The sequence below is a fragment of the Microcoleus sp. CAWBG27 genome (genome assembly GCF_020883145.1).
Classification (GTDB): domain Bacteria; phylum Cyanobacteriota; class Cyanobacteriia; order Cyanobacteriales; family Microcoleaceae; genus Microcoleus.
Map to the genome: position 1 here is coordinate 45037 of NZ_JAHREU010000004.1, position 26934 is coordinate 71970.

Genomic DNA, 26934 nt, shown 5'->3' on the forward strand with positions numbered 1-26934 from the left:
ATGCCCAAGATCGTCTAATGCTAGGAAAGGCGAGACTGCTTCTAATTTACAAGAAAGAATTGGTTGAAAGCCGGAACCCTTTGAGGGAGAAATTAAAATCAGACTATTCATTACTCCAACCCTCTGACCTATAGGTAGAAGTGGCTCTCAAACTGTCAACTGTCAACTGTCAATTGTCAACTGTTGAAAGCTTCTTGTTCCACAGCGCTTTCGCGATTGGACGATCTAATTCGCTCCAGCACTTGGTTGTCAATAGCCCCTTTTGCCAAACGAATGGCATTAAAAATCGAGGCAGCTTGAGACGAACCGTGGCTGATAATGCAAACTCCAGCAACGCCCAACAGCAAACCGCCACCATGTTCAACGTGGTCTACCCGCTGCTTGAACCCCTTGAGGCTGTCTTGCAACATAGGATCGTTAATTTGATGTTGGAGCCCTTTGACCAACTCTTCCTTGAGCACCTGGACTACGACTTCGCCCACCGCTTCAGCAAACTTCAACAACACGTTGCCGACAAACCCGTCGCAGACAATCACGTCAAAGTTCCCCGACAGCACGTCGCGGCCTTCGGCATTGCCCACAAAAGGAATGTTCGGATTGTCCGCCAATAACTGATGGGTGCGTACCGCAGCGTCGTTGCCTTTAGAAGGTTCTTCGCCAATGTTTAGCAGGCCGATTTTTGGTTCGGCGACGCCCAGCACGCACTGGCTGTAAATAGTTCCCATCAGAGCAAACTGCTCCAAAAATTTGGGGCGGCAGTCCACATTAGCGCCGACATCGAGAATGAGTACAGAGGTACCCGGTACCATTGTCGGCAAAACCGCACCGATCGCGGGGCGATCGATTCCAGGTAGCCGCCCCAACCTCAGTAGGGCAGCCGCCATTGCCGCACCGGAGTGACCGGCGGACACCACAGCATCAGCCTGCTGCTGCTTCACCAAGTTCATGGCTACGTTAATCGAAGCTTTGGGCTTGCGTTTGAGGGCACTTAGAGGTTCTTCGTGCATTTCCACCGTTCCTTCTGAAGGAACGATTTCTAGCTGACCTGTAGAGACGCGGCCGATCGCGTCTTGAAGACGTAGCGAGTCTTCTATTTGCTGCGGGTCGCCCACCAGCAAAATCTCTACGCCTAATTCTTCTTGTGCCTTAAGCGCTCCAGCTACAACTTCGGCGGGGGCATGATCCCCACCCATAGCGTCTATTGCAATTCTTGCGCGTGTCGATCCCATTGACCAATGTTTGAGAAACACTAAAAATTCTACCAGGAAGTCAGCCGATTTTCGTATTGGAGCATTGGAGATTGAGTTACAGCCTTAAATCTGGGATCGGCAACTTGGGTCTAAAATTTTGGGAGCATCCACGAATGGCGTCGGGGCGTTGTACCCGTTTCTTGCGGATCGTGAGCCTGCATCCAGAAGTGCCAATAAATCGCTAAAATCTGCTCCTGCTCGATCGGACGATCGCTATTTCTGCATACAGAAGTGCGAATCGATCGCTAAAATCTGCTCGCGCTCGATCGGACGATCGCTATTTCGCACTACTCTGATAGAGTTTGTCGCGACTTTACTATTGTTGACTGCCAATTAAAAAACTCAACGGAATAGTTTACATGACCCGCCCAACAACGGGTACTTGCTTTCCGACACTCGTCGGGAACCCCAAAATTTTAGATCCTAGTTCCGCCTCCCAGATTGAAATGTCGAGTAATTCTCAAATCTCAAATCTCAAATCGATTGACTCACCAGAAAGAATTGGTTGAAAGCCGGAACCTTTTGAGGGAGAAATTAAAATCTGACTATACTCCAATCCTCGGACTTAAGGGTAGAGGTCGCTATCAAACTGTCAACTGTCAACTGTCAACTGTCAACTGTTGAATATAGGAGTAAAAAATGCTGGATTTATTTAGCTCAGGAATCATGTCTCTGTGGCTGGACATGGCTGGGGTACGCAGTGCCGCGCCCAATGCTGTGTCGCTACTGGCTTGGCGGGGAGGGATACCCGGGTTAGTGGTGGCCGAAGAGCTGGCTTTTGGAGGAGTAGATGCAGCAAATCGAGACTTGCCGACATCCGCCGCGGTGGAGGAATATTTAAAAGATTTGAAGGCAAAACATCTGATAGACGGCAATCAGGGAGTTTGGGTACAAGCCGGAATGGTGCCACTGGTAAGTCAGCAGGGAAAGGTACTGATGCCAGGGGCTTCGCTGACTAAAATTGCAACTTCTCTGGCTTCGCTGGAAACTTGGGGCACCGAGCATCAGTTTGAAACGCGGTTCCGGGGAACCGGGCCGATTAGGAATGGGGTGTTGCAAGGAGATTTGGTTGTCAGTGGTGGTGGCGATCCTTTGTTTGTGTGGGAAGAGGCGATCGCCGTGGGTAATGCTCTCAATCAAATGGGTATCGATCGCGTCGCGGGCAACTTAGTGGTGACAGGCAATTTCCGCATGAATTACCAGTCCGATCCTTTGGCTGCGGGGGAGGGTCTGCGGCAGGCTCTCGATGGGCGCAGTTGGCCTTCTGACGTGGTGGCAATATATTCTAAGATGGCTCGGGGAACCAGAAAGCCGCAAGTAACGATCGCCGGCAGGGTGATTGCTGAAAAATTTGTGAGTTCGGGACATTTGCTGCTGAAGCGCCGATCGCTCCCTTTACCCGAAATTCTCAAGCAGATGAACGTCCACAGCGACAATGAAATCGCTCAGATACTGGCAGACAATTTGGGCGGGCACAAAATAGTGCAGCAGCAAGCGACTTGGGCGGCGGGGGTGCCGGCGGCGGAACTTCAATTAATTAACGGTTCGGGATTGGGAGTGGAAAATCGGATGTCTCCGAGGGCTGCTTGCGGGATGATGCAGGCGATCGCGCGCAACCTTCAGACTACGGGGCTAACTGTTGCTGACTTGTTTCCGGTGTCCGGGCGCGATAAAGGAACTTTGGAACACCGGCACATTCCGCCGTCGGCTGTGGTGAAAACAGGTACCTTAGATACGGTGATTGCTTTGGCTGGAGCCATACCCACGCGCGATCGGGGTTTAGTTTGGTTTGCAATTATTAATCGCGGCACCAATTGGGACTCTTTGAGAGCGCAGCAAGATATATTTCTGCAAAAATTGGTGCAGCAGTGGGGCACTGCACCGGCCCTGCCGCTAGCAATTACACCGCACATTGACGGCGCTAGACCAGCTTTGGGGGCAGCAAATCGCAGCGATATTTTGCTCGGAGGTTAACGTCAGTTGACAGTTGACAGTTGGCAGATTCATGCCCGATGCCCGATGCCCTGTTTGGCCGATGCCCGATGCCCGATGCCCGATGCCCGATGCCCGATGCCCGATGCCCGATGCCCGATGCCCGATGCCCGATGCCCGATGCCCGATGCCCCACAGCATAATATGAGATTTCGCGCATAGAGTATGTCACAATTGGGATAGGACTATTGTGCAAGAAGATGATCAAACTGCGATTGAAGAGATACGGGAAAAAACGCGAGACCAGCTACCGGATTGTAGCGATGAACAGCTCTACCCGCCGCGACGGCCGTCCCCTAGAAGAACTCGGCTTCTACAACCCCAGAAATAATGAAACCAGGCTGGATGTTCCAGCGATTGTCAAGCGCCTGCAAGAAGGCGCTCAGCCAACTGACACCGTGCGTGACATCCTGAGAAAAGCGAATGTATTTGAACAAGTCGGAGCCGGAGCCAACGTTGAATCCAGCACAGCAGCAGTCAGCTAGTCCCAACTATGCTGGACTGGTTAAGTTTTTAATTGGGTCTTTTTTAGAGTCGCCCGGCTCTTTGCGAGTTGATTGCGAACTGCACCCGCGCCAATCCCGGGTCTGGGTTCGACTCGCTTTTGAAGATCCCGATAAAGGGCGGGTTTACGGTAGGGGCGGACGCAATATTCAGGCAATAAGAACTACCCTCGAAGCGGTGGCGCAAACGGCGGGTCAGTCGCTGTACTTAGATATATACGATGGCGAAGCAGGCGATCGCAACTCCGGGCTACCTAGGGGCGATCGCGATCGTCCGGATCGCGATCGTCCGGATCGCGATCGTCCGGATCGCGGTAGGCGCGATGGGGGAGACTTCCGACCTCGGAGTGGGCCTCCGTCGCCGACTCCCTTACCTAGCAGAACCCCGAGAGAACAACCTCGCCGTACTAACACACCTACGTTTAGAACGAGCAGAAATACTCCCGGTTATTAACTGTTCTGCTGAGTCAGTAACTCAGCTCTAAAGAGACTGAGCTTGTAAGAAATTGCAAGCTGTACTGACCAGCCTAAGTCTTAACTGACTACGTTAAAAGAGTCACGACACCAAGCGAATGCGAAGCTAGTTCCTTGCTCTGTCATCTGCAATTAAACAGTCTTAAAGTCACTGAGGCAGTGTTGCAGGTCTCTCAAGCTCTTATAACATTGGCGAAGCTAACATTACCCGAAAGGGATTCGGAGACAACCATATCTCCACAGAGGGGCAACCATACCCCTCTACCCCGCAAGGGGGATTCAAGGCGATTGAAATCGCTCTTGGAGTTTTCCTCTCAGGTCTAAAGACTCGCTCGTTTCCCACTTACCGAGTGTTTTTATGAGAGACAATTTTAGATTTTAGATTGCCTGTTGTAGACTTTGTGTTACAAACCCTGTTTGATTTGAGATTGCCAGTTTTGCGATCGGACAAAAATGTAAAATTTTAAATCTAAAATCTCAGCGGGATCGGGTAAATCTAAAATCTAAAATCTAAAATCTAAAATCTAAAATCTAAAGTTGCCTGACTTCAAAGAAGGGAGATTTGATTTGTGCCTCAAGCACCAAACTCATTTGCGATTTAAACAGAAAAGACGCCTTAGATACTAGGTAAAATCTAGTACCGGGCGTCTTTTTGTTCGTAAAACAAAGCTGATTGTTAACTTTTAATTACTTACTTGGAGGAGCTCATGCTGGCATGACTGAAAAACTAACAATAGAGTTACCGAGCAATCAAAGCGCTATGTCGCTGGCTGGCAATCAAGAAGAAAACTTGAAAATTATCTCTAAGCAAACCGGCGCCAACCTCGTAATGCGAGGGCAAGAACTGCTGATTTCCGGCACAAAAACTCAAGTAGAATTGTGTCATAAATTAGTGCGATCGCTCTCCGACTATTGGAAATCCGGCAAAACCATCACCGGAGTAGAAATCCAAACAGCGCGCTACGCATTGGATACCAACCGCCAAGAAGATTTGCAAGACTTGCAACGAGACGTACTCGCCAAAACCCGCCGCGGCGAAGAAATAAGAGCCAAAACCTTCAAACAGCGGCAGTACGTCCAAGCAGTACGCACCCACGACTTAACATTTTGCATCGGCCCCGCTGGTACTGGAAAAACATTTCTAGCAGCTATTTTCGCAGTGCAAGCACTGTTAAGCAAGCAGTACGAACGACTGATTTTAACCAGGCCCGCCGTAGAAGCTGGGGAAAAATTAGGATTTTTGCCAGGAGATTTGCAACAAAAAGTCGATCCCTATTTGCGCCCGCTATACGACGCCCTCCAAGAAATAATCGACCCCGAAAAAATGGCCGATTTAATGGAAAGAGGCTTAATCGAAGTAGCTCCTTTAGCTTATATGCGAGGGCGTACTCTCAGCAATGCTTTCGTCATTTTGGACGAAGCTCAAAATACAACACCTGCTCAGATGAAAATGGTGTTGACTCGTCTGGGCTTTCGATCGAAAATGGTAGTGACGGGCGATATCACTCAAACAGATTTGCCACCAAACCAACAGTCGGGACTGTCAGTTGCTCAAAAAATTCTGGGTAACGTTGAAGGCATTGCTTTCTGTGAATTCAATCAGTCAGATGTGGTGAGACACCCGCTAGTACAGCGGATTGTCGCTGCTTACGAACTGCACGAAAAATAGTCAGTAGTCAGTTGATAGTTGACAGTTGACAGTTGTAGGGGCAGTGGATGGTGCGGGCCTGCCCTCTTAGTTGACAGTTGACAGTTGACAGTTGACAGTTGACAGTTGACAGTTGTCATTGGTTCTAATTTCCAATGCCCTAATGCCCAATGCCCCATTCCCCATGCCCCATTCCCAATTCCCAATTCCCAAATTAAATTATGCCTAACCTGAAAGAATTCTTAGAAGCTTGCGAAAAATTGGGAACGCTGCGTTTAATCGTGACTAGCAGCGCCGCTGTACTGGAAGTGCGCGGTTCAATTCACAAGCTGTTTTATGCAGAGTTGCCCAAGGGAAAATATGCAAATATGCACGCCGAAATATTTGAGTTCCATCTAAATATGGACAAAATTAAACAAGTGAAATTTGAGACTGGCGAGGCAAAAAGAGGCAATTTTACAACTTATGCAATTCGTTTTCTGGACGAGCAAAATGATGCTGCGTTGAGCGCGTTTTTGCAGTGGGGAAAACCTGGTGAATACGAACCAGGACAGGTGGAAAACTGGCACGAATTGAAGGAAAAATACGGGGAGGTTTGGGAACCTACACCAGTTGAGGAAATTTAAAACCAACAGACAAAAAAGGTTCGTAGTGAGGACTTCAGTCCGCAAAAAGAAGGACTGAAGTCCTCACTACGAACGAATTAGAGAAAAATATAAAGTTAGCTGTGTGAATGTAATTTGGTATGAAGGTAATTTGGGGTTTTTGTCTGGTTTTACTGGTGTTGCTGTGGGGTGGCGGTGCGAGGGCGGGGGTTTTGGGCGATCGCATTTCCAGTTTTCCCGATTGGGATAGCAAGCCTCCCATCGCCGTAGCTAAGGGAGATTTAGTGTATCCAGACTGGATGGCAGGAAGTTGGAATGTTGCCAGCACTTTAATAGATTTAGCATCTCCTTTAGCCCCAAATATTGTCACGCCTGGATTTGAAAAAAACCGCCAGTATTTGCAGCAGCCAGTATTGTTTAAAGTTCGATTTCAACCTGAAAAAAATATTGGCTTAATTTCTAATTATATATCTAAAAAAGCTCCTAAAATTGTAGCCGATCGCAATTTTAACGGTTTGAACATAGCCAAAGCCTATTTAGGCAACGGTGGCGTACTTTCGGTGAAAGTCGATCCGAACAATCCCAACCGTCAGATTACCATACTCAAGGGCGATCGCCAACTGATCTCGATTGTCACCAGTCGCGGCACAGAAACGCCGAATCCTCGGGAGTTTGTATCTACAGAAATTTCTCAGCAGGTATTTCGGGGCGAGACTGATATTTATTTAAACGAAGTGGAAACAACAACGGCTTATCGAGTGATTGGAAGCGGGGAAAATGGATCTTCTGGGAGTAAAAAAATTGTAGCGGATCAGGTGACAGCGATTTATTTGTCGCCACAAGACCCGGATTATTTTGCTGCTGGGGGGCATCCTGTGGCTTTGTACCGATATCGCTTGGAGTTGTCACGGGGAGAATAGGCTAAGAAGAACGACAAAAATTATTGAGCTTGTTATAGAGTTCGCGAAATAACGGACATTTTTTCTGGACTTCATTTGGGTCGATTTTTCTCAAGAGCGAAGGAGTATGATCTCCTTTAGAAAAGCGTGGTCTATCGACATTGCTAAAGGGTGGTCGTCGATCGCCATTGCTGCTATCTTCATCTTCAACGGTATTTTTAACGGTTGTGGACTCAATTAATGTGTCTGATAGCTTGTCTTGACAGCAATCTTTTTTACGATCGTATTCACTAAATGATTCGGGATTATCAAAAGGAACATTTTTTTCTTGACTCAGCCACCAACGCATCCATTGGTGTCGGCCTCGAAAATCTGGATGTTTAGCTATTGAATTATTCCAATCAGCAATAATCCAAGCTTCGATTTCTGGTGCCGCAAACCCAACAAATTTTTCGATGTCAGCACATTCTCGTATTTTTGATATCTCTGACAATATTTTGGATTTTTGTGTCTGAGAATCGCGACAATCCAAATCATCGAAAACTAAAATCAAGTCGCATTTATTTGGTTCTGCTTTTAAGGCGATCGGCAATTCTTGCTTGATTTGCTCGATTAAGCTTTGACCGGTTCTTCCATAACTACCTGCTTTATTAGGTTTAGGGCCAGGTTTTTGACGAACTGGTGTTTTTCGTATAAAAATACACCCTGGAAAAGTTTTTTCTAAAAAAGGAATTAATCCTCTAACCTCAGATTCACCGCCACCAGAGAAAACCCACACTACCACGGCCATCCTCCAATACTGGGATCGCCAACACGATATAAGTCGCCTAATTGCCATCCCTCTTCAAGTTTTTGTTCCAGCATTTCTTTTGAAAGAGATTTGACTGAGAAATGCGTTCTATTTTCAGAATAAAAACAAAGAACATTTTCTAAACGATCGGTAAAGTGATCTAAAAGGTCGGGGCTATGGGTGGTAATAATTATCTGAGTTTTTCTCGCAGCTTTTTTAATCCACTCAGCTAAAATTGGCATCCACGATACGTGCAATCCTAATTCCGGTTCATCAATGACTATCAAAGAAGGAAGAAGTGGAGAATGTAATATAGTTGCCCAACAAAGCATCCTGACAGTTCCATCCGACATTTCATTGAGGTAAAATGCTTCTTTGATACCTTCAAAATACCATTCTACAGTGAGAGATAAGCGACCAGAACGTACAGGTCTAAGGCGACGAGTTTTTGGTAATATCGATTTCATCGCCTCGTTCAGGCTATCTTCAAAGTCGATATTGTGGCTTAAATTCTCCAAAACTAAGGGCAGATTATCTCCAGATGCAGATAGGTAAATATCACTTCCACCTATTTTAGGCTCTACGGTTCTAATTAAATTCAAATTCATGTTATTGGCATTATAAAATTGCCATTTTGAAATAAATTCAATTAATTCTCTTCTAATTTTGTAAACGGGTGTATTTTCTGGGGGAAATTGACTATTTTCAAGGAGTATAGGAATTGTCAATAAACCCAAAGAATTTGTAGGAATGTTATCTAAAAGTTGAACCTGAGTTGACTCTTGACCGGGAGAATTGTTAACATATAAAAAGCCTTGCCCTAATTCTCTTTCATGTAATTCATAGTAATAGAAAGGTTGCTTGCTGGAAGAAGTTTCCTGCAAATCTTCTCCGCCATACAGATATTCTTCAGAGAGGCTCGCCCTTACTTTTTGTCGATCGATATAAAGTTTGAAATCAAGAATTGCGCTGTCTTTTTGAAGATTACCAGTTTGGTTAATTTGCGAAAAACAGTAAGCAATACTGACTTTTGCTGGACTTTCAACATTGACATCTAAGATTTTATCGCCACCAAATTTAGAAATAGCATCCTCAAAACTACTCACGCCTCGATTTTCGTCGGGCATAGCAATTAGGCAATCTTTTAAAAATTTTAAACAACTAATGAAATTGCTTTTGCCTGAACCGTTTGAGCCGATAAATATATTAAGGTTGTTTAAATTTACAGATGGATCTAGGTGTAAATTTTTATAATTCTTGGTTGTCAGAAATCGAATAATTGGTTGATTCATACGATCGCTCCGGTTATACTTCAGAAAGTTAGGGCAGGCAAGATGCCTACCCTACAAAGGTGAAAAATTGATTTTTCACCTTTTAACTCTCGACTTTCAAATTGTCCGTTACTGCACAAACTTCTTGAATGCCAGCGTTACGTTGTGGCCGCCAAACCCAAAGGAATTCGACAGCGCCACATCAACTTTTAGATCGCGACTTGTATGCGGAACATAGTCCAAATCGCACTCAGGATCGGGATTTTCTAGATTGATTGTCGGCGGGACTTTATCGTTGGCGATCGCCATTACAGTTGCCACCGCCTCAATTCCCCCAGAACCGCCCAAAAGATGGCCGGTCATGGACTTGGTAGAACTAATTGCTACTTTGTAAGCGCTTTCTCCCAAAACCTTCTTAATTGCCTTCGTTTCCGTAGAATCGTTAGGAAGCGTGCTCGTGCCGTGAGCGTTGATATAGCTCACTCGATCCGGCGTCAAACCCGCATCCTTGAGGGCTAAAGCGATCGCCCGGGATGCACCTTCGCCCCCCGGTACTGGGGATGTCATGTGGTACGCGTCGCAAGTTAAACCGTAACCGACGATTTCTGCGTAAATTCTGGCCCCTCGTGCCAAAGCGTGTTCCATTTCTTCTAAAAGCAGAATGCCAGCACCTTCGCCGACGACAAAACCATCGCGATCGCGATCGAACGGACGGCAAGCATGAGTCGGGTCATCATTGCGAGTCGAAAGCGCCCTCGCCGCAGCAAAACCCGCCACACACAAAGGAGTTACCGCCGCTTCGGTACCGCCGCAAATCATGGCTTGGGCATAACCGCCCTGAACTAGGCGAAACGCATCGCCCACCGCGTTTGAGCCGGCAGCGCAGGCTGTCACCGTGCAAGAGTTCGGCCCCTTGGCGCCCGTTTGAATCGCCGTCAGGCCTGCGGCCATATTCGCAATCATCATGGGAATCATAAACGGGCTGCATCGATCGGGGCCGCGAGTCAAATAGATCTCTTGTTGGTCTTCTAAAACCTTCAGGCCACCAATGCCGGTGCCAAGAATGACACCCACCTGTTCTGCGTTCAGGTCGTTAATCTCAAACTTCGCATCAGCCAGAGCTTGTTTGCTCGCTGATACCCCAAATTGAGCAAAGCGATCCATCCGCTTTGCTTCCTTGCGCTCTAAATAGTCGTGAGGGTCGTAACCCTTTACCTCTCCAGCAATCCGGCAGTCGTGCCGCGACGCATCGAACAAGGTGATCGGGCCGATGCCATTCTTCCCGGCCAGCAACCCGTCCCAATATTCAGACAAGGTATTGCCGATCGGTGTAATCGCGCCGAGACCCGTGATAACAACGCGCTTACGCTCTAAATTTGTCATGATTTCAGTTTCAAAAAATTAAACACCCAGAACGCAGAACAAAAGAGGAGTTGTTAGTTTTTTAACTTCTCTCCTCTTAGGGGAAAAGACAGGTATTTTATGCTTTTGGAGCTGCAAGTTTGCTGCTGATGAAATCTACAGAAGCTTGAACCGTGGTAATTGCTTCGGCTGCTTCGTCGGGAATTTCAATATCAAACTCTTCTTCCAATGCCATCACCAGCTCTACTGTATCTAGGGAATCTGCTCCTAAATCGTTAGCAAAGTTGGCTTCGGGCTTGACTTCGCTCGGATCGACTTCCAGTTGATCGGCCACAATTTTCTTGACTCTGGCAAAAATGTCGTCTTGGCTCATAAAAAACTCCAGTAAGTATAAAAACCCTGTGTCTTCAGACTAGGGGTGAAACACGGCATTGGTTGCTGCGTATCTGATCTTATCCGAAAGGGGGATCTTCGGGAGAAAGGCTTGCCGCTTTTCTAACTGACCCTCTGTTTAGGGAGTGGGCCGTGGTCAACTTAAGGACTGTTGGGACTCCTCGAAACCGGGTTTTTCACCGAATCTGCGGTCTACAACGAAGTATTTTTCTCCGTCAAACCCGGTTTATGGGCCCAAAATCGTTTTTTTGGTCTTAGGTTCATCCGTCGCAAACAGCCCCTGGAACTCATCCAACCAGTTCTATATGATCGGTGTGCATGGGCCTTATGCCAGCCATGTCAAGGTGCTACCGACACATTTACGCGATCCTAGCTGTTGGCGATCGATAATAAACAAGATTTATTGTTGATCTGGATTGAAAACAATCAGATTGAACGATCGTCTGAAACGAAATTTCAACCGTTTGAAGGCTTTCTTCACCACCTTGACAGGGCTAGCCTTGTTATGAATCCGCTGATTAATGAGTTGCCATTGCAGCATCCAAGCGAAGTGCGATCGTCTCATCTTTTTCTAATCTCATCTTCCAACGCTTGCTTCTTTTTTTCTTTGCTAGCATGGGCTGAAGGTCTTGCCTTTTGGGAACCGACTGATTCTAATTCCTCTTTCTTTACACCAGGCTCGGTTTTCCGTTGTATGCACCAATATCTTTTGTCCATCTGCTCCAGGTCGTTGTTAGATATCGCCACTATTCACGTGATGTTGATCTGCACGCTGGGATTCTAATTTCCCAACCAGTTTCTATGGAATCTGGATTATTGGTCAGAGAAGGATACTTATCACTGTTTACTGACGCAATTTCTTGTGCTGAAGTATTGAAACGAGCAGCAATTTTACTTAGAGTATCACCTCGCTGAATTTTATACAAAGTATCTAGTTTACTAAGTGATTGTCTTACCTTCCAGGCATTCACTAGATCGCCTTGTGAACGATAAATTTCCTCTGCTATATTATAATCTTTGACTGCCTCTACCTGATTGCCAAATAAGTAGCATTGAACGTCTCCTCGACTATAGTAAGTAGGAGCATACTGCTGATTTAATTGATATGCTTTTTGATATTCTGCCAGCGCAGCTTGTTTATCATTTTTTCTTTGATAAACATCACCACGTCCTACATAAGCAGGTGCATATTTAGGATCTTTTTGACGTGCATTGTTGAATTCCGTGAAAGCTTTATCAATCTCTCTAATTACAAGATATACCCTACCTTTACCAACATATGCAGGTGCATAAGAACTGTTAAAATCTAAAGCTCTCTTAAAATCTTCAAGTGCTAAATTATATTCTTCAATATTAAAATAAGCATTAGCTCGATTTATCAGAAATTCTACATCTCCTGGTTTTTGATTGATTTTTTCTGTGAGATCGGAGATTATTTGCTTGTTTTGATATTCAATGAACTTAAAACTGTTATCCCAGCGCGATGATCGAGTTGGGTAAGTGCAAGTTAAAGCAGAAGGTTGCCACTGACCAGTCATACTCCAATGTTCAAAGGAACACCAAGTCTCAATACTTTTATCAACTAGAGAGGTTACTCCCGGTGAAAAATCCAGCCAAGGGCGAATAAACCAAAATGGTAAAGTAATCAATGGTGTCAAATATAGGCTTTTTTTACCTACGATCCACTTCCGTTTAAAGGCACTTCTTTCAAGACTTTGACAAGCTTCTTTTGTTTGCTCAATAACTCTTAGTACTCCTCGAAGAAAATTCTCTATTTCCTGTAAAAAATCAGTAATACCATCACCAGACTTGTGTAAAAAAGGTTCAATCTTGTAGGAAAACCAAAATAGTCCATAAACAATTCTATACGCTAGCAAGAATATAAGCTGTAAAGCCCTGGCAATTAGCCAAGGAATCAAGCGTAATAATAAAAGTGGCAAGAAAAACATGAGAAGGGTTATAGTGACAAGTGCTTGCCACGGCATAGGCAAGTAGATTAGCCCCCCCCAAATGCTCCGCAAGATTAGGTGCAATAAGCTCATTACTCTAAAACCTAACTTTCTCTACATTTACAATTCATAGAAACTTATAACGAGTGTTCTAACTCGGCACATCGTCCAAATCATCATCGTCATCGTCATCAGATAGTGGTTGTAGGTCTTCGTTTGCTGCATTACCTTCCAAAGCAGCTTTTGGTGATTCGGTTAAACCCATTACTCGCCGTAAAACTCTCATGCTAGCTTCACCCAGTTCAGCTCCTTCAAGCGCATCTTCTTGCAGCATAATTTTAAATAGTTCCATATTGCTACCAGAAGAAAGCTGCTTTTGCTGATCAAAACGACTGATCAGCTCAGCAATATTTCCAGGATTTTGCGCTAGATAGGCAGCAAGTAGACTGGCTTCACCACCTCCTAGAAGTTTCTCATAATGCTCTTGACTAGCTGAAGCACGCATACGTTTCAATTCATCAAGCTTGAGTTGTGCAATTTCTTCAGCTTGGGCAAGTCTAAATTGAGCCGCTTTGTCAGCTAATAATGCAGCTTCATTCAGTTCGGTTAAGGTTACTTGCTTGATACTTCCGATCGCTGATGAGTCAATTTGCAATGAAGCTACCAGTTGAGGAACTCGCAATCCTAAGTCATCAAAACAGCGTTCATCAACAACTCTGCGCCTCACACTTCTATTAATATCTTTTTCTGCCATCGCATTTTCTCGCAAATCATAATCACGAGAAATTTGTTTCATCTCATTAATGAGCCGTGCTTTTAAAACTGAAGCGACATCCTGTGTCCCTGCCTTTACGATGATTTGTGCATCAGAAACAGAGCAGGTAATTTCTACTGTGGTTGGAAAGTCGAACCCAGAAGTTTTTGAAGGTAAGGAACAATCAATTTTTAGTACATATTCACCAACATCTATTTTGTATAAGAAATTATATCCCCCAAATTTAAATTTACTAAAAGAGATCGGTTTATCTGTGTGACTAATGACTAACAATTCACCGCCACTACGAGACAAGACGAGAACTGTATTGGGCGCAGGTACAGGAATCTCTTTAGTCAAAGACCAGCCTCGAACATCTTCTTGGCTTAAAATTGGATTGAATGTTTCTTGCATAGTTTCTCTCCTTTACTGTGTTAATCCTTTTTGTTGTAAAAATGCCAGCATTGTTACTGCATATGAATTTCCTCGATCTGCCCACCTCTTGAGATAGCCCTTAAGGCGGAGCCGTTCTTTTGAATTTCCATGTTTCATAATCCTAGTGATAATTTTTCCAAGAGGTTGCCTCAGTTCAGAATCTTTTTCTACAAAATTAAACCAGGACTCTAGCTCTTTTATCACCAAAGAACGAGTCTGTTTAAGATTTAGAGAAGATCTGATAAGTGACGAAACAGTTTGTGAATTTTTTTCATCTGTCTTGGCTAACCAAAATAGCGTTGGCAATTTTTTGTAAGTGAAATTATCTACTGAAGTCTCTGATGTTTTCATAATGCCCCAAGTAACAAAAGCAGCCATTTCATGGCAAGATTCTTTTCTGTCATACCTTAGCCATGTCTCAAGATGTTTTAAGATAATCAATCGATTATCAGGAATAGATTCACTCATTTCAAAAAGCATAACTATGCCTTCTAAAATATCTGAAAAAAGACTAACATCATTTGATTTTATAATCTTCTGAAACTTCTCAAAAGCATCATCTGGAAATTTCAAACCAACGTAAAGACTATAAGCTTCTATGGATGTTCGTCTTAAGTTGGGCGAGTTCTTTAATGTACTCCAATGGGATAGTATATTTCGTGCTTGTTGAGGAGAATTTTCATCATCGCCTAAGGCAGTAACACTCAAAGATAATACTGCTAACGAACGCTGGGAAGGATTATCAGCTTTTGCCCAGGGAATTAAAACCATTTCACGCACTAGGTCAAAGCGATATTTACAAGACTCACTGAGCGCACCAGCAAGACGAACTTTTGTCAGAGAACCCTGTGTTGTACCAAGTTCTACCAAACAATCAAGAATTATCTGCCAGTAATAGTCTTCTTCCTGCCAAATATACCTTAATAAAGCACCTTGAAAATTTTGGTCATTGAACAGGGAAATCTCAAATGAGTTGCGCCCAAACTCTGTATTTTCATGGCTATCTTCAGTATAAGCAAGAACTATCCTCAGTCGTTTTTTAAACCCTAACATTTTAAATTTGAGGGTTTCATCGTCTAGTTCCTGAGTATCTTTGCCTAATTTTGAACGTATTTTAGACTCTAGTTTCTCGCTCAAAGCGATAATAGATTTGCAATCACTTCCGTTCAAAAACGCCATCGCTATCATTAGAGAACGATGATGAATCGCTGGGTAATTCTCAAACCAACGCTCTACCCTTTCTGGCAAAGGTATTGCAGCATAATCAAAATCATCTAAAGTTGCAGGATCGCGATCGGAAGCTCCCTCTGAATTACTCTTACTATCATTATATTGGCTACCACCAACAAACTGCCCACTACTGTTGTAAAAACTTCCATCGATATGTGTACCACCAGTTTGGAAGTTAATAGTGCCTACTGAACCACCTTGTTTTATGAACTCGCTGACAAATCTTTTTGCAAAGTTTTGAAACTGCTGTTGAGATTCATCAACCTTATTCTCACTAGATGACTCCTTCTTTACAAATGATTGAAAGATTTTTTCACGCTCATCATCAGAAGGTTTTTCTTTTTTTTCAACATTTGCAGGTTCCTGTTTGGGTTGTTCAGGGGATAGATTTTCCTCATTGACATCGCCTGGAGGTGTGGCAATAGACATGGCGCTTTAAAGAAATCCGGCAGGTATGAACATAGCAGTTAACTTAGCAGGGTTAGAAATTTTACTTATTACCTGCATTGTGTTGATCGCCACCAACAAAAGTTCCGCCAGGATTGTGGAAGTCTCCTCGAACAGTAACTCCACCACTCTGGAGATTAACTGATTTATCTACTGCGCGCTCATGTTCTGAATCTTTCTCTTGCATTAGCTTCAGCAACTCTTGAGTCAGTTCTGGATTTCCTTCGAGAATATCTCTGATTTGACTAATTAACGCAAACTGCGAAATCTCATCTGGACGCTGTATTACATTAGTGACTGCCTCCTGGGCGGCTCCTTTCTGCTCAACTTGAGGGCTGAGTTTTGCCCAAACATTCTTAGCTTTGTCCCAACTGGATTTTCCTAGAGCTTTTACAGCGTCGGTACTAACCCCCTCAGCAACTTTCTCACCAATTTTCATGAGGAAGGGTAATGCAGGACATAGTAAGCTAACAAGGAGCTTTGCAAGTTCTGTAGCATCTGGCATATTAAGTTATCCTGGGTAGTTTAATGGTTAGCCTTCTGATTAGGCTGGTGTATCTACGTAATTTCCGGAAAATTTGACATAAATTTGTTACGAGATAGTCAAGATAGGATATCTTGCCTAACGATCTAAATAAAATGCAGATCGTATGAGACAGCACAGAAGGTCATGAAAACTTAACTTTGGATGCAAACCAAGAGTTTCCAACTACTGCCTCATTGATAACCCTGAAGTCTAATTATGTATGATCCCGTAGGTAGGTATAATTTATGCCTATGAAGATATTATGCACCTGTTTTTCTTTTTATGTCAAGCACTACTTAGTCTTATCGTCCTTCTGAATTTCCATGCAATACTCCGGACAGTTTTTTGAACTATTCTATAAGGCTTTCAGAGCTTGCAGTTTAAGGCTTGAGCCTTTTATTCAAAGTTAGCTTGAGCCCTAACTTTGAATAAAAAGATCCCACCCACGGCGGGATATGGGTTTGAGCCTCAAAACCTGCCCAAATTCTGTCCGGAGTATTGTCAACATACTCTGGGTTAGATCGTGTTGGTTAATAGCTACCCGCCTCAACGATTGACTCATAATTGTCTAAAACTGGGTAAGGATATGAGAGGAAGCATCCCAACTTCGTTAGCGCAGCCCTCGAAGAGGATCGCCCTCCTTTCTTGTCCCTTGCCTTGTCTCCCCAGCAGCAACAATTATGCCATCCCTAAATCTCAAATATGCTTACTTTCCTGGTTGTGTCGCCCAAGGGGCCGCCCGCGAACTTTACCTCTCTACCCAAGCGCTGACTCAAGCCTTGGGGATCGAACTGGTGGAACTCAAAAAAGCTTCCTGCTGCGGTTCTGGTACTTTTAAGGAAGATTCGCAGTTGCTGGAAGATACCGTCAACGCCCGCAATATTGCTTTGGCTGAGCAACTGAATTTGCCTTTGCTCACCCATTGCAGCACTTGTCAAGGGGTAATTGGTCATGTGGACGATCGCCTCAAGGAATCCCAAAAAACCGATCCCAACTACGTAGAAAAAGTCAACGGTTTGCTGGAAAAACAAGGCTGTTCGCCTTATCAAGGTAGTACCGAGGTGAAACATCTCCTGTGGGCGATCGTTGCTGATTACGGCTTGGAGGAAGTGCAAAAGCGAGTCACTCACAAGCTTTCGGGTTTGAAGTGTGCGGCTTTTTACGGCTGTTATCTGCTGCGAGCTCAGGATAAGCTGGTTTACGATGATCCGCACCAACCGGAATCGATGGAAAATGTGTTTCGGGCGATCGGGGCAACTCCGGTTTATTATCGAGGGCGGACGCAGTGTTGCGGGTGGCCGCTAGCGAGTTATGCCACTAACCAATCTTTTCAGATGGCGGGCAAACATATTGTAGATGCTCTTGACAATGGAGCTGATTGCATGGTGACTCCTTGTCCGCTTTGTCACTTGAATTTGGATTCGCGGCAGCCGGAAGTGGAAAAAGTCATCGATCGCAAATTGGGTTTGCCGGTGCTGCATTTACCGCAATTGGTGGCTTTGGCTTTGGGTGTGGAGCCGAAAAAACTAGGACTCGACAGACATATTGTTTCCACAAAGCCCGTATTGGAAAAGTTAGGCTTTTAGTCGTTTATAAAAGTTCGTAGTAAGGACTTCAGTCCTTTCTAACTCGGATAGGACTAAAGTCCGAACGATCGAACCTAGTTACAAAGCACTCCAAGTGCGATCGACTGTGAAGTTTTGTCGCTTTTTCGCGAAGTGCTTCCAAGCACTGCGGTAGACTAGCCTTTGATTCTCTGTGCAGGCTATAGCGGTGGCACCTCGCCGTCAAATCTGTTAATTCGCAGAGCCAGCAAATTTTTAGTGACTCGTTGGGAGCCTTTATTCAATGTCTCATTCAGTCAAAATTTACGATACCTGCATCGGCTGCACTCAATGCGTCCGCGCTTGTCCGACTGACGTTTTGGAGATGGTGCCCTGGGATGGCTGCAAAGCAGCTCAGATTGCCTCTTCTCCCCGCACCGAAGACTGCGTAGGTTGCAAGCGTTGCGAAACAGCTTGCCCTACCGATTTTCTGAGCATCCGGGTTTACCTGGGAGCAGAAACCACTCGCAGTATGGGTCTAGCTTACTAAATATCGATCGAACTGTCGATCGAGTTACGAGCACAGGAGAGGGGGCGATTAAATTGCCCCCTCTCTTTTTGTCGCGGAATCTGCATTCTGCGACAGGAAGAAGCTAATACAATTTTGGATTTTGGATTTTGGATTTTCGATGACCGGCAACAAACAGGCGCAAGCCCCCGACGCGAGCGTCAGGATCGGAATCAAAATTTTAGATCTTAGTTCCAGCTTCCAAATTCAAAGCTGCAAGTCAAATCTAAAATCTCAAATTTAAAATCGACTGAGTATCATGGTTGAGAGCTTCCCTACAGTTGCATTCTTTTTTGCAACTGGTGTAAAAATGATAAAAATTGGGTTTTATCGCGATCGCTAAGCAGGAGTAGTACCTTAAATGTGCGGAATCGTTGGTTATATCGGCACGCAAGCAGCAAGCGAGATTTTGCTATCAGGATTGGAGAAACTGGAATACCGGGGTTACGATTCATCAGGCCTCGCCACCATCTCCGAAGGAAAAATTACCTGCATCCGAGCAAAAGGCAAATTGCACAACCTCCGGGAAAAGCTAGCAGAGATAGACTCTCCCGCTCCCATCGGTATCGGACACACCCGCTGGGCAACTCACGGCAAACCAGAGGAATATAACGCTCACCCTCACCTAGATAATAGCGGGCGAATTGCCGTAGTTCAAAATGGAATTGTCGAAAATTATCGCGAGTTGCGCGAAGAATTGAAAGCCAAGGGACATAAATTTGTCTCGGATACGGATACAGAAGTTATCCCTCATTTAATAGCTGAAATTTTCCAAGAAGGAAGAACGAAGAACGAAGAAGGAAGAAGGAAGAAGGAAGAAGGACAAGATCCAACAGCAGAGGAAATTACTGAGTTGTCGTTTTTGGACGTGGTTTCAAAGGCGGTAAATCGGTTAGAAGGAGCTTTTGCGATCGCCGCGATTTGTGCAGATTTTCCAGACGAAATAATTGTCGCCAGACAGCAAGCTCCTTTGGTGATTGGCTTTGGTGCAGGTGAATTTTTCTGTGCTTCCGACACGCCAGCGTTAATATCTCACACCCGCGCTGTTTTGTCCCTCGAAAATGGCGAATTGGCAAGACTAACTCCGATGGGAGTAGAAGTTTACAGCTTTGCAGGGCAAAGGCTGAAAAAAACTCCGCGCCTGCTCGGCTGGAATCCGGTTTCTGTCGAGAAACAGGGCTTCAAGCACTTCATGCACAAGGAAATTTACGAACAGCCGGCAGTCGTTCGAGCTTGTTTGGAGACTTATTTAGACAGCGATTGGCAGCCCGGAAATCCAGGCTCTCCCATCAATCTCAACTTGCCAAAAGAACTTTGTGCCGATGTCGAACAAATTTCCATTCTCGCCTGCGGAACGAGCTGGCACGCCTCGCTAATTGGCAAATATTTGTTGGAACAGTTAGCTAATATTCCCACGGCTGTGCAGTACGCTTCTGAGTACCGTTACGCGCCCGCACCGCTGACAGCAAATACTTTAATTATTGGGGTAACTCAGTCGGGAGAAACGGCGGACACGCTGGCTGCTTTGGGGATGGAACAGCAGCGTCGTGCGGCTTTTACCGATAAATTTCGATCGCGAATGTTGGGCATTACTAACAGGACTGAAAGCTCGATCGCCCACATGATGCCGCACATTATCCACACCCACGCTGGGATAGAAGTTGGCGTTGCCGCAACTAAAACTTTTGTAACTCAGTTGATGGCTTTCTATTTCTTAGCTTTGGATTTGGCGCACCAGCGGCAAACTATAAGTAACGAGAGATTGGCAGAAATTATTACTGGTTTGCGCCAGTTACCAGCCCAAATCGAGAAGTTTTTGGAGATTCAAGAACAGTATGTGGAGGAATTATCGCACCAGTTTACTGAAACCCAAGATTTTATCTTTTTAGGGCGGGGAATTAACTTTCCGATTGCTTTGGAAGGGGCGCTGAAACTGAAGGAAATTAGCTACATTCACGCTGAAGGATATCCGGCGGGAGAGATGAAACACGGCCCGATCGCCCTTTTGGATGCTAAAGTGCCTGTAGTGGCGATCGCAATGCCCGGAAGCGTCTACGAAAAAGTCCTTTCCAACGCTCAGGAAGCCAAGGCCCGCGACGCCCGTTTAATTGGCGTTACGCCCAAGCAAGGCGCGGCGGAAGCTGATATTTTTGACCACGTTTTGCCGGTGCCTTTGGTGGATGAATTGTTGTCGCCGATTGTGACAGTGATTCCGCTGCAATTGTTGGCTTATCACATTGCCGCGCGCCGAGGTTTGGATGTGGATCAGCCGCGCAATTTGGCGAAGTCGGTGACGGTGGAATAATAATTGACAGTTGACAGTTGTCATTAGTCATTAGTTATTAGTTATTAGTTATTAGTTGTTCGCTCTAATAACCAACAACCAATAATATCAAGCCCGGTCGATTACCATAATAAAAAAGGTTCGTAGTGAGGACTTTAGTCCGCATCCATAGAAGGACTAAAGTCCTCACTACAAACTCCGAGAGCGTTCGATCGGACATGATATAATTACTCATGCCCGATGCCCGATGCCCGATTCCCTATTCCGCAAATCGCCGCCAACAGCAGCCAGCTTATAGTATTAACCCGCAAATCAAACAGCGTCACGTCTACAGTGTTAAACAGCGTACAGGCGGCGAAGGCTAGTAAATAGCTGAAGAAAATTAGGCGATCGGCATTTGCGACATCTTGACAAATCACCTGATTAGTGCTAGTAGATATTGAATTTTGATTGAGAAGTAAATTATTTTCTGGTGCTTCGAGAGTTGCTATTTGCTCCTGTTTAATATCCACAGCAGAAACCTGCCAATTCACCAACAGCAAAACACCCCTAGCCAAAACCCAGCCAACTAAACCAAATAACAAAAGCGTTGTCGGCAATCCCGTTTCCGCAGCCAACATCAACATCAAACTGTGAGGATGACCCAGCCATTCGTGCATTCTCTCTTGATAGAGAGGCGTAAAATTTCGCAATCCCCAACCAGTCCAAGGACGCTGCTGAGCCATCGACCAAGCAAATTCCCATTGAGTAGTTCTCAAAGTAGCAGTCGGGCGATTTGGAAACATTTCATCCGTGAGTCTCGCCCAGAAAAAAGCCGGGATAATTATTCGTAAATATTGCCGCAGCGGTTCCGGGCCAAACGCCGACAAAAACACTGCACCCACCGCACTAAAAACCGCAGCTAATATTTTTTTATAACCAGCATAAAATGCAAAACCCAAAACTGCCAAAACTGCCAATCCCCAAGCATTCCGAGAATTAGTGAAAATCAAACAAACAGCATTTCCTGCTACTGCAAAACTTAAAAATAGGAATTGGGCATTGGGAATTGGGCATTGGGAATTGGGCATTGGGAATTGGGCATTGGGAATTGGGCATTGGGCATTGGGAATTGGGCATTGGGCATTGGGCATTGGTAATTGGGAATTGGGAATCGGTAATTGGTTATTGGGCAAATCTCCCCCTCTCCCTCTCTCCCCCTCTCCCTTCTTCCCTCTTCCTTCTTCCTTCTTCCTGCCAACTGACAACTGACAACTGACTTCTTCCATCCACAATCCGAGTGTTAAAATAAAAGCAATTGTTAAATAGCAGGCTAAAATATTAGCGTACATAAATACAGAAGCCATGCGGCCGGGGGGATTGCCTTTTGGTTCCAGTACCCAGCCAAAAACAGGCTGCAATTGATCGATGCCGCTCCAACCTAAAAATTGCTGTCCCAAACCCAAAATTATTACGGGAATTGCACTAATTGCTATTATCCAAGACAACTGTCGCAACTGAGCCGGAGTTTGAATTAAACTGCTGAAAGCAGCAAACAATATAAAGAATGGCCAAAAATTGCACAGGCCTAAAACAGCCTCGATGCGGTTGTTGGCAAAAATCGTCGTGATGACTAGCAGCACACTCAAAATTGCGAATCCTCGATTCAGCGGGCTGCGGCAGATTTGCCGGAATTTTTGCTGACAAGTGCCGACTAATCCCAGGAATATTCCTAAAGCTCCCAAAATCGGAATTGTCGGAAAAATCAGTATCCCAATTTGAGCGCAATTCCAAGGGATTTGCAGGCGGCGATCGGGATGTTTTTGCAGGTGAGAATTGAGATTTTTGGCTGTCTGTTTTGCAGCTAATTTCCACATTTTTTTGATATTCACCCCAACTCCCAATTATTCAATTCTTCCATCCAAAATCCAACATCGCTAGGCTAGTTCCCAAACGCATTCCGATCGCGTTAAGCGAATTTGAGCTAAGGCAAAAATGGTCGGGATAATGCGCCCGTAGTTCGTAGAAATCGATCGCCAACCCAAATCTGCTAAAAACCAAGTCCACATCACCGGGCCGAGCAATGAAAACACGCTCCGCGTTGCACCGTAACGAGCAGCACTTACTGCCATACCGCGCCGCGCCGTCTGAATTGCGACATAATTTTGAAATTGGGTTGCTGCGGTTGCAGTCCCTGCGATCGCTGCTTGTGTGGCCATTTGATAGGTAGCAAAGTGCAGCGCAAATTGATTGGCCATCAATTTCAGCAACATGGGTTTTAAAATTGAGCTAACGGCTAAAGCGCTACCACCTTTGAACAGCAAACCGAGCGGGTCTTTTTCAGCAGAAATTGGCAACGGTTCAGAAAGTTTAGCATCGACAATTGCTCGCTGTACGCGGACTGTCAGGGCTTGCTGTTCGTCTTTGGGTAAACGCTTCCAGGTGCGGCCCATTAAATGCAGAAATACTTCTGCCTCTAAGTCGGTGGTTGACAACTGTTTGGGATAAGGGATTTTGAGATAGCGGCAAACTTGAATTAGTGCTTGTCTGTAAGTTACTTGTTCGGTTCGCCCTCTCAGTACCGTCAACCCGTCGGCTGCAAGGTAGCGAAACCTTTGTTCTACGGCGTCTAGCCATGCTTCGCGATCGCGACTTTGTACGTCTATGGGTGCGGGAGTTTGCACGTAATCTAAAGGGTTAAACTTGCGACTGAACAGAAGTTCGGTTAGTTGCTGCAATTCTTCTTCTGTTGTCAATTCTAGTGCTGCTCTGAGTTCGTCCAAGATTTTGCCCTCCCGTATACCATTTTAGATTGTAGATTTTAGATTTTAGATTGTCCCTGAGTTGCGCGCTTTGGAAGTTGCCGATCGCTACATTTTTTTTAACTAATCTTACCTGTCGATTATTTTACTACCTGGCGGAGGGCGATGGCTTACGCCCCGCTACGGCTTTGGGCTTTTATGTTTGTGGTGCAGAGCATCTTTTGACCCGCAGCCTTTATGCTGATTGGTAAATCAAAAATACCTGACAGTTTAACTATGTTCGATGTTGTGGCGATCGGTGCGGGGATGGCGGGGCTGATTTGTGCTCGACAGTTGCGTCTGGCTGGCTATTCTGTGGCGGTTGTTGAGAAATCTCGCGGCCCCGGCGGACGAGTCGCTACTCGCCGCGTACATGGCACGAGGGCCGATCACGGAGCTCGCTATTTGGAGCCGCAGGGGGATGCGGTGCAGGCGTTAATTGATGTTTTGGTCGATCGGCAGATCTTGCAACTCTGGACGGATAGCGTGGGAGAATTCCGACAAGGAGAAATATTATCTATCCCTAGTTCTTGTTATGTCGCACCTGCTGGGATGAATGCTGTCGGTAAGTATATCGCAGAGGGTTTAGACGTTTGGTACGGCCGCCGAGTCAAAGCGATTTCTCGTACTGAGAGTGAAATGTGGCATCTTGCTCTGGAAGTTACCGACGACAATTTAGAGCTACCTCAAGAATTAATTGCTAGGGCTGTGGTGGTGGCAATTCCTGCTCCTCAAGCTTTAATGTTTTTGGATGCAGAACTTGGTTTGTCCTCTGATTTTATTGACAAATTGCGCTCTGTAGAATACGACGCTTGCATTACAGTTATGGCTGGCTATTCTGCTGCAAAACAGCAAGATTTAAGCAATTTAAATCCGCAGTGGAAATCGGTTGCTTTTCCCGATGATGCTGATTTAGGTTGGATTGGTTTGGACAGCAGCAAGCGGCTAGACTCCCAGCAGCCGGTGTTTGTGGTTCACAGTAGCGGTGATTTTGCCGATCGCCATCTCGAATCAGTTGATTTGCCAACCGTAGGACAGCAATTGCTCGATCGGGCTTCCGAACATCTAATCCCTTGGCTGAATCAGCCGGAATGGTTGCAGGTTCACCGCTGGCGCTATGCTTTTTGTCGGAATCCTTTACCTGTTTCTTGTTTGGTAGCCCAAGAAACTTTGCCGTTGGTGTGTGCGGGGGATTTGTGCGGGGAAGGTCAAATTGAAGCTGCTTTGCGATCGGGAGTTGCTGCGGCTGTTTGGGTTGATTCTCAGTTGCAAGATTTGCCCTTAGATTTCAGTGTGAATTCGTAAGCCCAAGTGCATTTAACTTGTAGGGTAAAGTTTAACAAAAGTCCTGTGGGGTGGGCGTCTCGCCCGCCCTAAACATACAATTTAAGTATGCGACAGCTTAGTGAAGATTTACAGCAAAGCAAATGGTTGAGATTAAACGAATCGGGCAGCATCAAATTGAACAAGCTAAGCAAGTAGTTAAGGCGGTATCTCTAGAAATTTGGCAGGGCGTATTAACCGAGGATGAGTTGAGTCGCTACGATTCCATGTCTGATATTGACAATGTGCGATCGCACTATTTCGACAATAACGGCACATTTTTGGTATTGGTCGATCGCGAAAAGGTTGTAGGCACCGGAGCAATCCGAAAACTCGATCGTGAAATCTGCGAACTCAAGCGGATGTGGTTTCTCAAACAGTATCGAGGACAGGGATTAGGCTCGAAAATGGCTCAAATACTCTTTGATTTCGCACTCGCAGCAGGTTATGGAAAGATTAGGCTTGACTTAGCAAACGAAGAGCGACAACCAGAGGCACTCAAATTTTATAGGAAGCTGGGCTTTTATCCAATTGATAGATACAACGATAGTTCATGTCTTGTATTTATGGAGAAGTTGTTGCCATAGACTTCTGGCAAAAAATACAGTCAAGAACAGGCATCCTGCCTGTTCCACAACAATTATGCCAGAGATCTAATAGTAAGGACAAAGAAGCAGAGCTTTATCCCAAACGCTGCACATCCTCGACTGACAGCGAAAGCGCTTGGGCAACTTGTTCGACAGTCAAACCCATTCCCAGCAGTTGGGGAATCGCATCTCGTTGTGTTTGCTCAGCGCGCTCAGCCCGCTGGCTTTCAGCTTCAGCCCGCTGACTTTCAACTTCAGCCCGCTGTCGTTCCTGTTCGGTATGGAGGCGTTCGAGTCGAGCTTGCTCGCTCCCCGTCAGCAACAAATTCCCATCACTATCCCACCAGCGCAACCACCGCTGTGTCTGATTTTGATAGCTGCCTTCCCATAGGCCTAACTCTACACCCATGCGGTCGATCGGGTAATGTCCGCGATCGTTCGGTTCCAATCGCTGATAGCAGCCGTTCACCCAATTGTAAACTTCGAGTTGGCTAGTTTTAATTACATAGATGGCGTAGTAGGGAATGCGGATAATCTGTTCGTATACCCAAAACTTCCCTGGTTTCTGAGTAGTACCTTCTGGTAAACGAGATAAAGGTGTATTGTCTCGTTCTTCGGAACCATTTCCACTGGCAAACTCGATCGCAATTATTGGCACCATATACTCGCGCCAAATCACGTAAGAGCGACGAATTTCGCCGTCCACGAGGGGCCCAACGTTAGGGACGTAGAACCAGTCAGGCGCTTCGGCACCCTTTTCTGGTGGGTCGGTTTCGCGCCAGTAGATGCCACAATCTTGCCCGATCGCATATTGTCCGTCAGGATGAAGAGTTTGCAGCGTGCTTTCTAGGGAGTCAGTGAGCAAAATGCTCTGGGGATGCTCTTGGAAATTTTTCACAAAAGTACCGTCAGATTCTGGGAGTTGAGTGTGATCGGGGAAGGCGGGGGGTATGCCTGTCGCACTGAGACTTTGGGTCATGGCTGATACGCGATCGACAAGTGCGATCGGACTGGTGCTCTATTACAACAGCATAGCGACTGTCGATCGATTTGTGCAGGGGAATAAGGAATAACGAAAAAGGGAAATGGAATTAAAGCAATCAAGAACCATATAGTAACCGGGCGCAGTAGGTTTGTAGTGAGGACTTTAGTCCTTTCTTCTATGAGGGGTAAAGTCCTCACTACGAACATATCAGTAGGTTTGTAGTGAGGACTTTAGTCCTTTCTTCTATGAGGGGTAAAGTCCTCACTACGAACATATCAGTAGGTTTGTAGTGAGGACTTTAGTCCTTTCTTCTATGAGGGGTAAAGTCCTCACTA

Annotated in this window: 25 protein-coding genes; 13 read left to right on the forward strand and 12 right to left on the reverse strand. The window is 45.5% G+C overall.

Annotation, left to right across the window (positions count from 1 at the left end; all coding sequences use genetic code 11):
* Positions 1-176: 176 nt before the first annotated feature.
* Positions 177-1229: a phosphate acyltransferase PlsX gene (gene plsX, locus QZ938_RS03645; RefSeq protein ID WP_293157414.1), complete on the reverse strand. Its 1053-nt coding sequence runs from the start codon at positions 1227-1229 to the stop codon at positions 177-179.
* A gap of 118 nt (positions 1230-1347) precedes the next feature.
* On the opposite strand from plsX, the gene QZ938_RS03650 reads away from it, so the two are divergent.
* The 8 genes from QZ938_RS03650 (at position 1348) to QZ938_RS03685 (ending at position 7392) form a co-directional block, all read left to right on the forward strand.
* Entirely contained in the window at positions 1348-1587 is a 240-nt protein-coding gene (locus QZ938_RS03650; RefSeq protein ID WP_293157411.1) for a hypothetical protein, read from the forward strand.
* A 302-nt stretch (positions 1588-1889) separates the two neighbouring features.
* Positions 1890-3224 (forward strand): D-alanyl-D-alanine carboxypeptidase, encoded by a 1335-nt coding sequence (locus tag QZ938_RS03655; protein WP_293352650.1) that lies wholly within the window; start codon positions 1890-1892, stop codon positions 3222-3224.
* A gap of 38 nt (positions 3225-3262) precedes the next feature.
* Positions 3263-3385, forward strand: coding sequence for a hypothetical protein (locus QZ938_RS03660; RefSeq protein ID WP_293365356.1), 123 nt, complete (start codon positions 3263-3265; stop codon positions 3383-3385).
* Between the two features lie 57 nt (positions 3386-3442).
* A complete protein-coding gene (gene rpsP, locus QZ938_RS03665; RefSeq protein WP_293157400.1) occupies positions 3443-3727 on the forward strand; it encodes a 30S ribosomal protein S16 in 285 nt (94 codons plus the stop codon).
* Positions 3666-4199 (forward strand): KH domain-containing protein, encoded by a 534-nt coding sequence (locus QZ938_RS03670; protein ID WP_293363258.1) that lies wholly within the window; start codon positions 3666-3668, stop codon positions 4197-4199. Before rpsP ends, QZ938_RS03670 begins: the two co-directional genes overlap by 62 nt.
* A gap of 735 nt (positions 4200-4934) precedes the next feature.
* Positions 4935-5888, forward strand: a complete 954-nt coding sequence (locus QZ938_RS03675) for a PhoH family protein (protein WP_293157394.1) — start codon at positions 4935-4937, stop codon at positions 5886-5888.
* Positions 5889-6088: 200 nt separating this feature from the next.
* A complete protein-coding gene (locus QZ938_RS03680; RefSeq protein ID WP_293352652.1) occupies positions 6089-6493 on the forward strand; it encodes a ChuX/HutX family heme-like substrate-binding protein in 405 nt (134 codons plus the stop codon).
* Between the two features lie 119 nt (positions 6494-6612).
* Positions 6613-7392 (forward strand): DUF6816 family protein, encoded by a 780-nt coding sequence (locus QZ938_RS03685; protein WP_293352654.1) that lies wholly within the window; start codon positions 6613-6615, stop codon positions 7390-7392.
* 1 nt (position 7393) lies between these two features.
* Here the strand turns inward: QZ938_RS03685 and QZ938_RS03690 are convergent, their stop codons facing one another.
* The 8 genes from QZ938_RS03690 to QZ938_RS03725 all read right to left on the reverse strand — a co-directional run bounded on the left by QZ938_RS03690 (position 7394) and on the right by QZ938_RS03725 (position 16507).
* A complete protein-coding gene (locus QZ938_RS03690; protein ID WP_293157385.1) occupies positions 7394-8161 on the reverse strand; it encodes a hypothetical protein in 768 nt (255 codons plus the stop codon).
* Positions 8149-9453: an AAA family ATPase gene (locus tag QZ938_RS03695; RefSeq protein ID WP_293352655.1), complete on the reverse strand. Its 1305-nt coding sequence runs from the start codon at positions 9451-9453 to the stop codon at positions 8149-8151. The genes QZ938_RS03690 and QZ938_RS03695 overlap by 13 nt, the downstream gene beginning before the upstream one ends.
* A 108-nt stretch (positions 9454-9561) precedes the next feature.
* Positions 9562-10815, reverse strand: coding sequence for a beta-ketoacyl-ACP synthase II (gene fabF / locus QZ938_RS03700; protein ID WP_293352656.1), 1254 nt, complete (start codon positions 10813-10815; stop codon positions 9562-9564).
* Positions 10816-10912: 97 nt separating this feature from the next.
* Positions 10913-11167 (reverse strand): acyl carrier protein, encoded by a 255-nt coding sequence (gene acpP, locus QZ938_RS03705; RefSeq protein WP_194068168.1) that lies wholly within the window; start codon positions 11165-11167, stop codon positions 10913-10915.
* Between the two features lie 766 nt (positions 11168-11933).
* Positions 11934-13172, reverse strand: coding sequence for a LysM peptidoglycan-binding domain-containing protein (locus QZ938_RS03710; RefSeq protein ID WP_293352657.1), 1239 nt, complete (start codon positions 13170-13172; stop codon positions 11934-11936).
* A gap of 115 nt (positions 13173-13287) precedes the next feature.
* Positions 13288-14304 carry a hypothetical protein gene (locus QZ938_RS03715; RefSeq protein ID WP_293352658.1) on the reverse strand — a complete coding sequence of 339 codons (1017 nt, stop codon included), beginning with the start codon at positions 14302-14304 and terminating at the stop codon, positions 13288-13290.
* A 12-nt stretch (positions 14305-14316) separates the two neighbouring features.
* A complete protein-coding gene (locus QZ938_RS03720) occupies positions 14317-15984 on the reverse strand; it encodes a hypothetical protein (protein ID WP_293352659.1) in 1668 nt (555 codons plus the stop codon).
* A 61-nt stretch (positions 15985-16045) separates the two neighbouring features.
* On the reverse strand, positions 16046-16507 hold the full coding sequence (locus tag QZ938_RS03725) for a hypothetical protein (protein WP_293352660.1): 462 nt from the start codon (positions 16505-16507) through the stop codon (positions 16046-16048).
* A 701-nt stretch (positions 16508-17208) separates the two neighbouring features.
* On the opposite strand from QZ938_RS03725, the gene QZ938_RS03730 reads away from it, so the two are divergent.
* The 3 genes from QZ938_RS03730 (at position 17209) to glmS (ending at position 20945) form a co-directional block, all read left to right on the forward strand.
* Positions 17209-18114 carry a CoB--CoM heterodisulfide reductase iron-sulfur subunit B family protein gene (locus QZ938_RS03730; RefSeq protein ID WP_293352661.1) on the forward strand — a complete coding sequence of 302 codons (906 nt, stop codon included), beginning with the start codon at positions 17209-17211 and terminating at the stop codon, positions 18112-18114.
* Positions 18115-18376: 262 nt separating this feature from the next.
* Positions 18377-18622, forward strand: coding sequence for a photosystem I iron-sulfur center protein PsaC (gene psaC, locus QZ938_RS03735; protein ID WP_015175986.1), 246 nt, complete (start codon positions 18377-18379; stop codon positions 18620-18622).
* 379 nt (positions 18623-19001) lie between these two features.
* Complete coding sequence (gene glmS / locus QZ938_RS03740; RefSeq protein ID WP_293147117.1) at positions 19002-20945, forward strand: glutamine--fructose-6-phosphate transaminase (isomerizing); 1944 nt, start codon at positions 19002-19004, stop codon at positions 20943-20945.
* A gap of 206 nt (positions 20946-21151) precedes the next feature.
* Here glmS and QZ938_RS03745 read toward each other — a convergent pair whose 3' ends face one another.
* Both QZ938_RS03745 and QZ938_RS03750 read right to left on the reverse strand, forming a co-directional pair.
* Positions 21152-22795 carry an O-antigen ligase gene (locus tag QZ938_RS03745; RefSeq protein WP_293352663.1) on the reverse strand — a complete coding sequence of 548 codons (1644 nt, stop codon included), beginning with the start codon at positions 22793-22795 and terminating at the stop codon, positions 21152-21154.
* Positions 22796-22840: 45 nt separating this feature from the next.
* Positions 22841-23686, reverse strand: coding sequence for a YaaW family protein (locus QZ938_RS03750; RefSeq protein WP_293147114.1), 846 nt, complete (start codon positions 23684-23686; stop codon positions 22841-22843).
* A 255-nt stretch (positions 23687-23941) separates the two neighbouring features.
* Between QZ938_RS03750 and QZ938_RS03755 the strand changes: the two genes are divergently transcribed.
* Positions 23942-25009, forward strand: coding sequence for an NAD(P)/FAD-dependent oxidoreductase (locus QZ938_RS03755; RefSeq protein WP_293352675.1), 1068 nt, complete (start codon positions 23942-23944; stop codon positions 25007-25009).
* A gap of 122 nt (positions 25010-25131) precedes the next feature.
* The gene (locus QZ938_RS03760) at positions 25132-25614 is read left to right on the forward strand and encodes a GNAT family N-acetyltransferase (protein ID WP_293147112.1); all 483 of its coding nucleotides are present in this window, start codon (positions 25132-25134) and stop codon (positions 25612-25614) included.
* A gap of 94 nt (positions 25615-25708) precedes the next feature.
* On the opposite strand, the gene QZ938_RS03765 is transcribed toward QZ938_RS03760, so the two are convergent.
* Entirely contained in the window at positions 25709-26593 is an 885-nt protein-coding gene (locus tag QZ938_RS03765) for a Uma2 family endonuclease (protein WP_293352665.1), read from the reverse strand.
* Positions 26594-26934 lie beyond the last annotated feature (341 nt).